The organism is Streptosporangium sp. NPDC000396, from assembly GCF_042898655.1.
Lineage (GTDB): Bacteria > Actinomycetota > Actinomycetes > Streptosporangiales > Streptosporangiaceae > Streptosporangium.
The window spans coordinates 106,129-119,804 of sequence record NZ_JBIAZA010000033.1 but is presented as its reverse complement, the minus strand read 5'-3'; the positions used below and the strand labels follow the sequence as shown (position 1 = coordinate 119,804).

Genomic DNA, 13,676 nt, shown 5'->3' with positions numbered 1-13,676 from the left:
TCATCCAGTCCATGATCGCCCATAGCCGAACCCTGCCAGACCAACTCCCTCTGCGCCCGGCGAAGCAGGGCGAACGTTGCCTGATGCGGCACTAGCGGGTGGCGCGGTTGACGGCGGAGATGATGGCCTTGAGGGAGGCGGTGGTGGTGTTGGCGTCGATGCCGACGCCCCAGAGGGCCTGGCCCGCCACCTCGCACTCGATGTAGGAGGCGGCCTTGGCGTCGGTGCCGGCGCTCATCGCGTGCTCGGCGTAGTCCAGGACGCGGACCTGGATGCCGACCCCGGACAGGGCGTCGCAGAAGGCGGAGATGGGGCCGTTGCCGACGCCCTCGACCTCGCGGATCTCACCGTCGATGCGCAGATCGGCGCTGATGGCGTCTCTTTCGTCGACCGTGGAGGCGTTGCGGTGGGCCAGCAGGCCCAGGCGACCCCACGGGCTGGCCGGGTTCGGCAGGTATTCGTCGGCGAAGACCTCCCACATCTGGGCCGGGCTCACCTCGCCGCCGAGGGCGTCGGTGCGGGCCTGGACGACGCGGGAGAACTCGATCTGCAGACGACGCGGCAGGTCCAGGTTGTGGTCGGCCTTCATGATGTAGGCGACCCCGCCCTTGCCCGACTGGCTGTTGACCCGGATGACCGCCTCGTAGGTGCGGCCGATGTCCTTGGGGTCGATCGGCAGGTACGGCACCGCCCAGGTGAACTCGTCCACCGGGACGCCCGCGGCGGCCGCGTCGCGCTCCAGGTGCTCGAAGCCCTTCTTGATCGCGTCTTGGTGGGAGCCGGAGAAGGCGGTGTAGACGAGCTCTCCGCCCCAGGGGTGGCGCGGGTGAACGGGCAGCTGGTTGCAGTATTCGGTGATCCGGCGGACCTCGTCGATGTCGGACAGATCGATCTCCGGGTCGATGCCCTGCGAGAACAGGTTCATGCCCAGCGTGACCAGGCATACGTTGCCGGTGCGCTCACCGTTGCCGAACAGGCAGCCCTCGATGCGGTCGGCACCGGCCATGTAGCCCAGCTCGGCGGCGGCCACGGCGGTGCCCCGGTCGTTGTGCGGGTGCAGGGACAGCACGATCGAGTCGCGGTAGGCCAGGTTTCGGTGCATCCACTCGATCTGGTCGGCGTAGATGTTCGGCGTGGCCATCTCGACGGTGGCGGGCAGGTTGACGATGACCTTGCGGTCCGGGGTGGGCTGCCAGACGTCGTTGACGGCGTTGCAGACCTCCACCGCGTATTCCAGCTCGGTCCCGGTGAAGGACTCCGGCGAGTATTGGAAGTAGATCTCCGTGTCTTCCAGCTCGGCGGCCAGCTTCTTGCACAGCTTGGCACCCTCGACGGCGATCGCGGTGATGCCGTCCTTGTCCTGGCCGAAGACGACCCGGCGCTGCAACGTCGAGGTGGAGTTGTACAGGTGCACGATGGCCTGCTTGGCTCCGCGCAGCGACTCGAAGGTCCGCTCGATCAGCTCGGGCCGGGCCTGGGTGAGAACCTGGATCACCACGTCACCGGGGATCAGATCATCTTCGATGATCTTCCGGACGAAGTCGAAGTCGGTCTGCGACGCGGCCGGGAAACCTACCTCGATCTCCTTGTAGCCCATCTTCACCAGCAACTCGAACATCTGGAGCTTGCGGTGGGAGTCCATCGGGTCGATCAGCGCCTGGTTGCCGTCACGCAGGTCGACCGCGCACCATCTCGGGGCCCTGTCGATGACCTTGCCAGGCCAGGTGCGGTCGTCGAGCCGGACCGGTGCATAGGGCTGGTAGCGCTTGAACGGCATGGAACTGGGCTGCTGCTGCGGATACATGCAAAGGCTCCTCGACTGGAATGACAATCGCGGCCGACGCGCATGGCTCGCTCCGCGACGAGGGAGCCGGCCTCTTACAGGCCCTCGTCGCGGCAGCTAAGAAGCAGTCCGCGCAGCATGTTTAGCACGTTAGCAGACGCTTCCAAATATCTGGGATTCGATCTCACATGGCGAAACGCCGTAGGTCAATGGGGGTCCGGGCATTCGCGGGGCCACGCCGGCCGCGCCGGCGTCTCGGTTCTCGCGCGCGGGTTCCCGGCCGCCGCCATCGGCCACGTCGTCAGCCGCGTCGTCAGCCGCGAGCTAAAGTGACGCTACCGCCGACGCTAGGGGGACGGAAATGAAGGACGCCGACATCCTCGCCCATATCCACGAGCTCATCGCCGAGGAACACGGTCTGCGGCAGCGCCTGGCCTCCGGCAAGATCTCCTCACATGAGGAGAACAACCGGATCAAACAGCTGGAGGAGGCCCTTGACCAGGCATGGGACCTGCTCAGGCAGCGCCGGGCACGCCGGGAGTTCGGGGAAGACCCGGATTCGGCCGCACCGCGCCCCATCGACGAGGTCGAGGAATACCGCCAGTAGGCGTGCGCCCGCCTTTCCGAGCGGAGACGCCAGGCTCGTCACACCCCCGTGCGGCCGGGCCTCGGGAGCGGAAGGCCGGCGCCCCGGCCCGATCAGCCCATTCCCGGCCGGGTGAAACCCAGCCTGGGGGTCGGGTAGTCGCCGTAGCTCTCGATGCGGACCACCGAGTGCGAATTGGGGGCATGGATCATTGTTTTCTTCTCAGGATCGAGCACGATGCCCACGTGGTCGGCCACCCCGTCCCCGTCCTTGTCGAAGAAGATGAGGTCTCCGGCCTGCTCCTTGCCGTCGGGGATGCGCGGGCCGTGCAGCCATTGGTCGTGGGCGACCCTGGGGATCTCGATGCCGGCCGCCTCGTACGCACGGAGCGTCAGCCCGGAGCAGTCGAAGGCGTTCGGCCCGGTCGCGCCCCAGATGTAGCGATCTCCGCGGTGGTTGAGCGCGAAGTCGACGATCGCTTGGGCCCGGGGGTTCGCGGCCAGACTGCGGGCGTTCGGGGGGACCTCAAGGCCCGGGTTCGGGGAGCCGCCGCCCGAGCCGCCCGAACCGTAGCCGTTGCCACTGCTCTCGGAGCCGGAACCGTATCCGTTGCCGCCGGTCTGCAAGTCCAGGCCGTTGCCGCCCTTGTATGACGCCAGCTGGGTGGTACCCCGAGGGTCGAAGCCCGGGTCGGGTGTCCAGCGCATCGCGAGGTTGTTCTTCGGATAGAAATCCTGGTCGGCGGGGGCGGGGATGGAGGAGAAGAACTTGACCTTGTCGAGTTCGTCGATCGCGCTGGTCGCCTCCTCGATGGCCTTGATCGCCCGTTGCTTCGCCCCCTCGGGCTTGTTCAGTTCCGCCAGGGCCTTATCCACCTTGGATCTGATGCTCGTCATCGAGATCGTGGTGCTGTCGGAGTCCTTGCGCTGTTCGTCCAGCCAGGTGCGGGTTCTGTTGTAGATCGCCTGGGCCTCGCCCTTGGCGGCTTCCAGCGCGGTTCCCGCGGCGTCCAGCTTGCTGGCGCAGTTTGTCAGAGCGCTGTTCAGAGCCGTGCCCTGCTCGGTGTATTTGGCCATGTAGCCGGCGAAGCTTTCGGCGGCGCTGCCGTTCCAGGCGTCGTTCACGGTGGTGACCGCGCGTTTGAGGGTACCGGTGTGCGTCGGGATGTTGGTGGCCACGCCCCGCCAGCGTGTCGAGATCTTGGAGACCTCGGCCTGGTCGCCGGTCAGCTCGTCGATGGCGTTCTGAATGGGCCTGAGGTAGTCGTCCCACTTGTCCGTCATGCCTGCTCCACCCGAGAACCTGGATGGTTGGCCTTACGGACGTTCTCGACGACCTTGTACAGGGCCGCCTCGACCTTGCCCAGGTTCTGCTCGACGTGCCGGGTCTCAGAGTCGATCTTTCCCTCAAGCTTGCCGATGGCCGCGATGAGCTTGTCGGACTTGCCCTTGAGCGCCCCGAAACAGGAGCTGACGACACTCGCGGGATTCTCGTCGGCCACGCTCTTGAACTGGCTCGCGACACTCTTGGCCTTGGACGCGCAGTCCTCCAGCGCGTCGAAATAGATCTCGAAACCCGCCATGAAAGCTCGCCCCGTATGCCCCATAGACGCCAATTGCCCCAGAAACTTATCACTTTTGATGATCAAGGCGGAGTAGTAGCGGCAGGCGCGCGATGCGCCCAAGGGGACACGACGACGGCCGAGGCATGCGGCCGTCACGAAGAAGGAACTGGATCTTCACAAACAGGCCCAACCAGGATGATCAAACCCCATCTTGACCTGAACGGGATATTTAGGTAAGCCTTGCCTAATCATTGCGAGCCCTTTGGAGGAGTCCGTGTCCGCTCTGCCGTCGGAGCCGTCGGTGTCCGCGTTGCCCACACCCCTGCAGAGCGACGGCGAGCCGACCCGCCCCTCGGGTCTCTACGATTCCTGGTGGACGGTTACCGCGGCCGCGTTGACGGCAGGCCTGACGCTGTCCGCCTGCGCGTGGATCTCCCAGCACCTGCAGGCGGATCCCGCCCTGCACACCACGGCCCTCTTCGTCCATCTGGCCTCCCTGGTGCTCGGCTTCGGCGCCGTCCTGGTGGTCGACTACCACGGGCTGCTGTGGATGTCAGGACGGTGCGCTCTGCGTGATGTTCTTGAAAGCACCGCCCGCCTGCACTTTCCGATCTGGACCGGACTGGCCGGGCTGGTCGTCAGCGGCGTGATGCTCCATCCCGACCTGACCTCCCCTCTCACCCGCACCAAGCTGGCCCTGGTGCTCGTCCTCACCCTCAACGGGTTGCAGGCCGGGCTCCTCAACAGGCGCATGGCCCGGCACGTGTCCACCGCGCTCGCTCCGCGCCTCCTGGCCTGGGGCGCCACCACAGCGCTCGTCTCCCAGCTCTGCTGGTGGGGGGCGGTAGGGATCGGTTTCTACAACGGCCAGCGTTAGGTGCCGTTTCACGGGTCTCGTCCGGGCCAGAACGGCAGGCGGGCGACGGTCACCACCGGCCGGTGACACGCGGCGCGCTCACCGGCCGTTCCCGGTGCGCGCGGCGGAGGCCGGGGGCGGCACCCGAAGCGAGAACCTAGTCCACGGGACGGCCCTGGCAGCGGGGATCGACCGGGGCGGCCGACCGAGCGGGGGCGAGCCAGGAGACCACGCTCTGCTCGACGTACCAGCCGTGGAGGTTCACCCAGGTCCTGGGCACCTCTCCGGGGTCGGGGCAGAGCACCTTGGACTGGAGGCGGTCGTTCTGGACGAAACTCACGGCACCCTCGCGCCCCAGAACCGTGGACATCTGGTCGTCGCTGGCGACCAGGTAACCCACGAGCACCCGCGGCACCTCCTTCTCCGTCATCTGCAGGGCCATGAGCGGGAGGATCGGCGCCCTCATCACGACCACGCCCACCAGGAACGGCGTGAACACCGCCATCGCGATCGCGATGCCGTGGGTCAGTATCCGGGCCGGCGCCCGGGGAACCGGCCCGGTCAGCAGGACCGTGAGCCCCGGGGGAAGCGTGAGGAGGAGCAGGGTCGCCAGGTCACGCGCGGCGAACGAGGCCCCGATGACCGGCCACAGCACCGCGTAGGAGAGCGCCGCGACCATCACGGGCAGCACGTAGCAGACGGCGGCCCGCAGCCCTTCGTGATCGGGGAACCGGTCCCGTACCGTCAGCCCGGCCACGGTCAGCGACAGCATCATCAGCGTCGGCAGGAACCGCAGTTGCCAGGAGAACATGCCCACCACGGCGGCCAGGACCACCACCCAGCCGGGCAGCCGTTCGGCGGTTCGCACCAGCCAGGAGGAGCGGCCCGTGCTGAGCCAGTACAGGGTGCCGAGTATCCGGCCGCCCAGGATGAGGACGGGCAGAACCCACATGGTCGTCAGCAGGACCGAGCTGAGCAGGCCCAGTGGGCTGATGCTCTGCAGGAGGAGGAGCAGCGTCTGGGTGTCCTGGCGGCTGGCGTACCACAGCCGCATCACCAGCAGGACGATGGGAAACACCGGCAGCAGCGCGAGCAGCCACTCCTGGTTTCTCGGTGTGTCCTTGACCCGCCCGGCGCCTTTCAACGGGACGGGCAGTCCCTGACGGGGAGCGTGCGCTCCCATGGCCACCTGCGCACCGGCGGGGGCAACGCGCAGGGCTGCTCCGCCTGGGCGACGTTCACGTTGGGACTGGCCGACAGCAGCGGATCGATGTATGTCTGGTAGGCCTGCTCCCACCTCTGGTCCTGGGGGTCGGCGTAGGAACGGTAGAGCGCGAGATCGACCAGGGTCCGCAACGCCTTGTTGGGGCCGGCGTTGACCGCCCACATCTCGGTCTTCTCCAGCGCGATGTCATGATGGCGCAGCGCTCCACCGGCCTCGGCGACGAACCCGGCCAGAATGGCCGCGTCCGTGGTCACCGCGTCGAACTCGCCGTCCTTCAGACCGGCCACGCAGTCGCTGACCAGGTTCTTGGCGGTGACGGCAGCCTTCGTCGCCTTCTCCAGCTCGCTCTCGGAGGTCGACGTGCCGAGCGTGCAGACCTTCTTGCCCTCCAGCTGCCCCAGCGAGGTGATCTTCCCGGGGTAGTCGGATCTGGTCACCACGGACTGCTCGGTGAAGAGGTAGGGCGTGGAGAAGCCGACACCGGGATCCTCCTGGCGGGCGCGCGTCACGCTGAAGGTGGCGACCACGAGGTCCACGCCGACGAACCGGCCGTTGGCGTCCAGAGCCTGCATGCGCGCCCTGTCCTCGGTCTCGATGGCCAGGAAGTCGACCTTGTCCGGCCGGTAGCCCAGATCCGCGGCGATCATGTAGGCGATCTGGATGTCGAACCCCTTGAAGGCACGCCTGCCGGCCTGTTCCTGGAGCGCGATGCCCGGCGTGTCGGCCTTCACACCGATCCGGAGCCTGTCCTTGTTGAACAGCCCGGCCTGCTCCCTCAGCTCGGCCTCGGTGGGCGGCCCGTTCACCCACATGACGGACACGCCGACCACGACCGCGGCCAGAATCAGCGCCACCCATGCGGCGAGGCGGAACCGCCTCACTCGTCGCGGCCGGACAGGCTCGGGCGAGACGAACGGCACCTCGTAGTCTTCGGACGGAGCCGTCGGCTCCTCTGCTCGCGTTCCCCCGTCTGCGGGTTCTTCGGTCATGACGCCCCTGGAATCCCTCTTTGTTCGGCAGGCTATGCGGTGATCCAGGCGATCGGGAGTCCCTTCATCAAGAAGAGATCAAACGACTTACCGGTGAAGTGACCGAAATACCCCCTAGGATCCACTATCGGATCTCTGGAACGGGGGGACGATGGATCTCGCCATTGGGCCGTATCGCGTGATCAGCAGGCTTGGACAGGGCGGGACGGGAGAGGTTCTCCTCGCGCGCGGCCCCGACGGGCGCCAGGTCGCCATCAAGATCATCAACCCCTACCTGACCGCCGACCCGGGCTTCCGGCAGTGGTTCCAGCACCACGCCGAGACGCTGTCCCGGGTCGCCCAGTTCTGCACCGTCCCGGTGCTGGAAGCCGGACTCGACGGTGACCGGGCCTACCTGGTCACCGAGTATGTCGAGGGGCCCGACCTGCGCCAGCGGGTCGGCCGCCACGGCCCCCTGACCGGGTCGAGCCTGGACTCGCTGGCCGTGTCCACCGCCGTCGCCCTGCAGGCCATCCACGCCGCCGGCATCATCCACCAGGGGTTGAAACCGTCCAACATCCTGCTCGGCCCCCTCGGGCCCCGGGTGACCGGCTTCGGCATGACCCGTTTCCCCGGTCTGTCCGGCGTGCCCGCGCACACCGCTCCGGCGTATGTGTCGCCGGAGCAAGCACGGGGCGAGGAGGCCACCGAAGCGTCGGACGTGTTCGCCTGGGGCGGGGTCATCCTCTACGCGGCGACCGGGCGTGAGCCGTTCGGCGGCACCGGCCTCGACACGGCCGCCCCGGCGGCTCACGCCGGTCCCGACCTGACCGGCCTGCACGGCACGCTCCATGACCTCGTCGGCCGCGCCCTCGCCGGGGAGCCCGGCCGGCGCCCGAGTGTGCGGAACATCCTCCAGAGCCTGACCGGCGTCAGCGACCCGGCCGCCTCTCTCGCGAAGCCACCCGCGCTCCCCGCAACAAACACGCCCCCCGCGCAACTCGTCGCCGCAGACACACCCCCGGCACAACCACCCACCCCGGACACGCCCCCGGCACAACCACCCGCCCCGCTCCCCACCCCGGACACAGCCCCGGCACAACCACCCGCGCCACTCACCTCAAGCACGCCCCCGGCACAACCACCTGCCCTGTTCCCCGTCGCAAGCACGCACTCCGCGCAACCACCCGGCCTGGCCGGTGCCGGCGACACCGACACCGACACCGACACCGACGACGACCCGACCGCGTCCGTCGCGAAGTCACTCGTGCCGTTCGCCGCAGGCGCTTCTCCCGCGCAACCGCCCAGCCCGTTCTCCGCCGCAGTCACGCCGTCCGCGCAACCACCCGCCCTGTCCCCCGGCTCAAGCGCGCTTTCCGCGCAACCGCCCAGTCTGTCTCCTGCCATCCCCGGTGGCGGCTTTCCGAGCCGTTCCACCGAGAGGAGGCCCATCACCCCGGAGCGAGGACCCTGGTCACCTCTCATCCCCCTCGTCGCGGGAGTGGGGGTCGCACTGGTCATCGCCGGCATCGCCTGGTTCCTGCCACGGGACAAGGCCACCGCCGGCCTCACCGCACCGTCCCAGTCCGCCGCGGCAGGCAGCATGCCCGAAGCCACGCCTGAACCGACGGCCGACCCCGCGGCCGACCCCGCGGCCACGGCATCCGCGGCTCTCCACTCCCCCTCCCCTCACCCGACCGTCTCACCGTCGCCGTCGCCGTCGCCGTCTTCGGCGAAGGCCACGGCCAGCCCCACCCCGGTGCGGGCTCTGCCGCTCCAGGACGACTTCAGCGGCACCGATCGGGGCTGGACCGCGGCGGCATGGGGCAAGGGAAGGCGGCAACTGGGCCGCGGCGCCTACCGGATCACCACCAAACCCGACGGTTATCTGCCGCTCATCGCCCCCGGGACCGCCGAGGTGGAGAACACGACCATCATCGCGAAGGTCCGGATGCTGGGCGGCAAGGGCAACTTCGGAGTCTTCTGCCGAGGCCGGGACGACGCGGCCAAGCGCTATGAGTTCTCGCTCACCAGCAACGGCAACGCGTACATCCTCAAGAGCGGCCAAGCGGCCTCCTCGGTGAAGCACGTCCCGATTCCGGGCTTCCGCGCCACCCGGCTCACCAGTCTGGGGGCGACCTGCCGCAACAGCGCGGAAGGGACCAGGCTGATCCTGAGCGTCAACGGCAAAAAGCTCGTCTCCCAGCTCGACAGGGCGAAACCGTTCACCGCCGGCTCCATCGGCATGTTCGCCTACGCCTGGTCCGACGGCTCCGGGGTGGACGTCAGCTTCAACTCCTTCGAGGCCCGCCCCTGAGCACGGAAACCCCGGGCAACACACGGCCCCCGCACCGACCTGCCCGCCGGCAGGGTGACCTGCCGAGGTTTCCCGTGAAGTTCACCCTCAACCGCACCCCGAGAAGAGAGCACCGTCGCGACAGGACGCACCGGTACAAACAAGGTGCGCGCACTTGTACAGACAAATCAATAACTTGTACTTACTTGAGCAGCTGATACTGGTTTCCAATGCGCGCAATCTGGGCGACGATTCGCGTACATCCGGCCTTTACCAGGGCACTCCACGCTGATGTCTCCACGCGAACACGGAAGGAGCCTGGATGCGCCGGGTACTGATGGTGGCGGCAGCCGTACTGGCATTGGGCCTGACAAGCGCGCCCGCGACGGCCGAGGCCGACGGCACCCTGACCGCCGCCTCGACGTCGGTGAAGGCCGGCGAGCCGATCAGCCTCACCTACTCCACTCCTCGCCCCGACCCCAAGAACTGGATCGGCCTGTACGCAGACCCCGGCAACGGCCCCGTCAACGAGGCATACGTCGGCCCCTCCCTGAAGTGGGTCTATGTCCCCTCCGCCGGCGGCACCGCCACGCTGCCCACCGACGGCCTCGAACCCGGTAACTACGCGGCCTACTTCCTGGCCAAGGACGGCTACGCCTGGCTCGCCCGGCCGGTCAAGCTGCGGATCACGAGCAACGCGCCGCTCCACTTCGTCAGCGACCGCTTCCCGCTGCGCAACGCCCGCGCGCTCAAGCCGTACGCCGCGACCGTCAAGGGCCTGGTGCGCGGCGACGACCAGGGGCTGACCTTCCGCAAGACCGCCGGTCCCCGCTGGGTCACGGTCGGCGCGGACGGCGCGATCTCCGGCACACCCCGCACTCCCGACGCGCCGCGCCCCACGACCGTGACGATCGAGGCGCGCAACGCCGCCGGGGAGACCGCGTCGGCGACCGCCGAGATCGAGGTGAAGGCGCCCGGCGCCAGGCTCGTGCCGGAACTCAAGGCGATGAGCTGGAACCTCTGGCACGGCGGCAGCCAGGTGAACGGCGCCCGTGAGAAGCAGCTCAGGTTCCTGCTCGACCACGACGTGGACGTGGTCGGCATGCAGGAGACCTCGTCCACCTCCGCCAGGGATCTCGCCGAGTCGCTGGGCTGGGACTACTTCCAGGCCGGAAGCGACATGGGCATCGTCAGCCGCTACCCGATCGTGTCGCGGGGTCCGGTCCCCGCCGAGTCGGGCCTGGCCGGGATCACCGCCCGCGTCCAGGTGGACGAGCAGCGCAAGCAGGACGTCGCCGTCTGGAACGTCCACCTCGGCTACACGCCCTACGGTCCCTACGACGCCTGCTTCGGGAAGATGACCCAGAAGGAGTTGCTCGCCCGCGAGACCGCCTCCGGCCGTACCCCGCAGATCCAGGCGATCCTGACCGCCATGGAGCCCGACCTCAAGGACGCCGGGCGGACTCCGGTCCTGCTGACCGGCGACTTCAACGCCCCCTCCCACCTGGACTGGACGCCCGCGACCAAGCGCTGCGGCTACGACTCGGTGGCCTGGCCCACCTCGGCCCTGCCCGAGCAGGCGGGCCTGAAGGACTCCTTCCGCGTCGCCAACCCCGACCCGGTCGCCGCCCCCGGCATCACCTGGTCGCCGATCTACCCGACCTTCACCGGCGGCTACGGCCACGACGCGCACAAGGGCGAGCCCGAGCCCCAGGACCGGATCGACTTCGTGCACTATGCGGGAAAGCTCCGGGTTCTTGACTCCCGCGCCCTGGTCGAGGGCACGCCCAAGGCCATTCCGAACCACCGCGACAATGCCTGGACCTCCGACCACGCGGCGGTTCTGACGACCTTCCGCATGCGCTGACCCTTCTGCGGGAGATACGGAAAAGGGCGGCCCGCGCCGCCCTTTTCCCATGCCCGCGAGGAGTGCGAGGCGGAAACCGCCCCGACACGGCCGCGCAACACTTCGGAAACCGCCGATCTCTATGGTCCGGGAATGCGGCTCACACCACACGAGCAAGAACGCCTGCTCATCCATGTCGCAGCCGGTGTCGCCCGTGACCGCAGGGCCCGGGGGCTGCGGCTCAACCACCCCGAGGCCACCGCGATCATCGCGTCCTTCCTGATGGAGGGGGCCAGGGACGGGCGGACCGTCGCCGAGCTGATGGAGGCGGGACGCAACGTGCTGTCCCGGCAGGACGTCATGGACGGTGTGCCCGAGATGCTGGAATCGGTGCAGATCGAGGCCACCTTCCCCGACGGCACCAAGCTGGTCACCGTCCACCAGCCGATCCCATGATCCCGGACCGGAGACGACACGCCCCCGGCACGACGGGCGAGGAACGGTGGGCGAGCGATGAAACCCGGTGAGATCCAGTACGGCGAGGCGCCCATTCCGCTCAATCCGGGCCGCGAGCGCGTCACCGTCCGTGTCGTCAACACCGCCGACCGGCCGATCCAGGTCGGGTCGCACTACCACTTCGCCGCCGCCAACCCCGGTCTGGAGTTCGACCGCCGGGCGGCCTGGGGCACGCGCCTGGACGTCCCGGCCGGTACGGCGGTGCGGTTCGAACCCGGCGTCGAGCGCGACGTGAACCTCGTGCCGATCGCCGGCCGCCGGATCGTCCCCGGGCTCCGCCCCGAGTGGGCCGGACCTCTCGACGGGAGTCCCCATGTTCGTTGAACGGGCGCGCTACGCCGCCCTCTACGGCCCCACCGCCGGAGACCGGGTCAGGCTGGCCGACACCGACCTGTTCATCGAGATCACCGAAGACCTGTCGACGGGCCCGGCGGGGGCGGGCGACGAGGCCGTGTTCGGCGGCGGCAAGGTCATCCGGGAGTCGATGGGCCAGGCCAGGACCACCCGGGCCGAGGGCTCGCCCGATCTGGTGATCACCGGCGCGGTGGTCCTCGACCACTGGGGCGTGGTCAAGGCCGATATCGGGATCAGGGGCGGCCGGATCGTCGCGATCGGCAAGGCCGGCAACCCCGACACCATGGACGGCGTCCACCCCGGCCTGGTCATCGGCCCGTCCACCGAGATCCTCGCGGGCAACGGGAAGATCGTGACCGCGGGGGCGATCGACTCTCACGTCCATCTGATCTGCCCGCAGATCCTCGACGAGGCCTTGGCCGCGGGGGTCACCACGATCATCGGCGGCGGCACCGGGCCGGCCGAGGGCACCAAGGCCACGACGGTGACCGGCACCTGGTATCTCGCCCGGATGCTGGAATCCCTCGACTCCCACCCGGTCAACGTCGCGCTGCTCGGCAAGGGCAACACGGTCAGCGCCGAGGGTCTCCTCGAACAGCTCCGCGCCGGAGCATCCGGCTTCAAACTGCACGAAGACTGGGGCACCACCCCCGCCGCGATCGACACCTGCCTGTCGGTCGCCGACGCCACCGGCACCCAGGTGGCGCTCCACACCGACACCCTGAACGAGGCCGGGTTCGTGGAGTCCACGCTGAAGGCGATCGGCGACCGGGTGGTCCACGCCTATCACACCGAGGGGGCGGGCGGCGGGCACGCGCCGGACATCATCCGGGTCGCCTCCTACGGCAACATCCTGCCCTCCTCGACCAACCCGACCCGCCCGCACACCGTCAACACGCTGCACGAGCATCTCGACATGCTGATGGTCTGCCACCATCTCAACCCCTCGATCCCCGAGGACCTGGCGTTCGCCGAGTCCCGGATCCGGCCGGCGACGATGGCCGCCGAGGACGTGCTGCACGACATGGGCGCGATCTCGATGATCGGCTCGGACTCCCAGGCGATGGGCCGCGTGGGTGAGACGATCATCCGGACCTGGCAGACCGCGCACGTGATGAAGCGCCGCCGGGGCGCGCTGCCGGGCGACGGCGGCGCCGACAACCTGCGGGCCCGGCGCTACGTCGCCAAATACACGATCTGCCCGGCGGTGGCCCATGGCCTGGACGGCGAGGTGGGCTCGGTCGAGACCGGCAAGCTGGCCGACCTGGTCCTGTGGGATCCGGCCTTCTTCGGGGTCAAACCGGACCTAGTGATCAAGGGCGGCGTCATCGCCTACGCCCAGATGGGCGACGCCAACGCCTCCATCCCCACCCCGCAGCCGGTCATGCCCCGCCCGATGTTCGGCGCCGCCCCGGCCACCGCCGCCGCCACCTCGGTCCACTTCGTCGCGCCGCTGGCCATCGAGGACGGCCTGGCCGACCGCCTTGCCGTACGGCGGCGCCTGCTGCCGGTGGCCGACGTCCGCCGCCGTGGCAAGGAGAGCATGCCGCTCAACGACGCCATGCCGACGATCGAGGTGGACCCCGACACCTTCACCGTGCGCGTGGACGGCGAACCGGTCGAACCCGCCCCGGCCGAGTCCCTGCCCATGGCGCAGCGCTACTTCCTCTTCTGACGCCCTG

At 68.8% G+C, this 13,676-nt stretch carries 12 protein-coding genes; 7 read left to right on the top strand and 5 right to left on the bottom strand.

The features are described from left to right. Positions 1–91: 91 nt before the first annotated feature. On the bottom strand, positions 92–1,804 hold the full coding sequence (gene leuA / locus ACFY2X_RS38495; protein WP_389948012.1) for a 2-isopropylmalate synthase: 1,713 nt from the start codon (positions 1,802–1,804) through the stop codon (positions 92–94). A gap of 340 nt (positions 1,805–2,144) precedes the next feature. On the opposite strand from leuA, the gene ACFY2X_RS38490 reads away from it, so the two are divergent. Further along, entirely contained in the window at positions 2,145–2,390 is a 246-nt protein-coding gene (locus tag ACFY2X_RS38490; RefSeq protein ID WP_389948011.1) for a DUF2630 family protein, read from the top strand. Between the two features lie 92 nt (positions 2,391–2,482). Here the strand turns inward: ACFY2X_RS38490 and ACFY2X_RS38485 are convergent, their stop codons facing one another. Together ACFY2X_RS38485 and ACFY2X_RS38480 are read right to left on the bottom strand one after the other, a co-directional pair. Further along, positions 2,483–3,652, bottom strand: coding sequence for an NlpC/P60 family protein (locus ACFY2X_RS38485; protein WP_389948010.1), 1,170 nt, complete (start codon positions 3,650–3,652; stop codon positions 2,483–2,485). After that, a complete protein-coding gene (locus ACFY2X_RS38480; protein WP_389948009.1) occupies positions 3,649–3,951 on the bottom strand; it encodes a hypothetical protein in 303 nt (100 codons plus the stop codon). The genes ACFY2X_RS38485 and ACFY2X_RS38480 overlap by 4 nt, the downstream gene beginning before the upstream one ends. A gap of 256 nt (positions 3,952–4,207) precedes the next feature. On the opposite strand from ACFY2X_RS38480, the gene ACFY2X_RS38475 reads away from it, so the two are divergent. Further along, complete coding sequence (locus tag ACFY2X_RS38475) at positions 4,208–4,810, top strand: hypothetical protein (RefSeq protein ID WP_389948008.1); 603 nt, start codon at positions 4,208–4,210, stop codon at positions 4,808–4,810. Between the two features lie 136 nt (positions 4,811–4,946). Here the strand turns inward: ACFY2X_RS38475 and ACFY2X_RS38470 are convergent, their stop codons facing one another. Both ACFY2X_RS38470 and ACFY2X_RS38465 read right to left on the bottom strand, forming a co-directional pair. Beyond that, a complete protein-coding gene (locus ACFY2X_RS38470; RefSeq protein ID WP_389948007.1) occupies positions 4,947–5,972 on the bottom strand; it encodes a hypothetical protein in 1,026 nt (341 codons plus the stop codon). Then, positions 5,930–7,003, bottom strand: coding sequence for a transporter substrate-binding domain-containing protein (locus tag ACFY2X_RS38465; protein ID WP_389948006.1), 1,074 nt, complete (start codon positions 7,001–7,003; stop codon positions 5,930–5,932). The genes ACFY2X_RS38470 and ACFY2X_RS38465 overlap by 43 nt, the downstream gene beginning before the upstream one ends. A 151-nt stretch (positions 7,004–7,154) precedes the next feature. Between ACFY2X_RS38465 and ACFY2X_RS38460 the strand changes: the two genes are divergently transcribed. From ACFY2X_RS38460 to ACFY2X_RS38440, 5 genes are all read left to right on the top strand, one after another. Continuing rightward, complete coding sequence (locus ACFY2X_RS38460) at positions 7,155–9,299, top strand: serine/threonine protein kinase (RefSeq protein WP_389948005.1); 2,145 nt, start codon at positions 7,155–7,157, stop codon at positions 9,297–9,299. Positions 9,300–9,600: 301 nt separating this feature from the next. Beyond that, on the top strand, positions 9,601–11,145 hold the full coding sequence (locus ACFY2X_RS38455) for an endonuclease/exonuclease/phosphatase family protein (protein ID WP_389948004.1): 1,545 nt from the start codon (positions 9,601–9,603) through the stop codon (positions 11,143–11,145). A gap of 132 nt (positions 11,146–11,277) precedes the next feature. Further along, a complete protein-coding gene (locus tag ACFY2X_RS38450; protein ID WP_389948003.1) occupies positions 11,278–11,580 on the top strand; it encodes an urease subunit gamma in 303 nt (100 codons plus the stop codon). A gap of 57 nt (positions 11,581–11,637) precedes the next feature. Beyond that, positions 11,638–11,964, top strand: a complete 327-nt coding sequence (locus ACFY2X_RS38445; protein WP_389948002.1) for an urease subunit beta — start codon at positions 11,638–11,640, stop codon at positions 11,962–11,964. Continuing rightward, positions 11,954–13,669 carry an urease subunit alpha gene (locus ACFY2X_RS38440; protein ID WP_389948001.1) on the top strand — a complete coding sequence of 572 codons (1,716 nt, stop codon included), beginning with the start codon at positions 11,954–11,956 and terminating at the stop codon, positions 13,667–13,669. The genes ACFY2X_RS38445 and ACFY2X_RS38440 overlap by 11 nt, the downstream gene beginning before the upstream one ends. Positions 13,670–13,676: the final 7 nt, after the last annotated feature.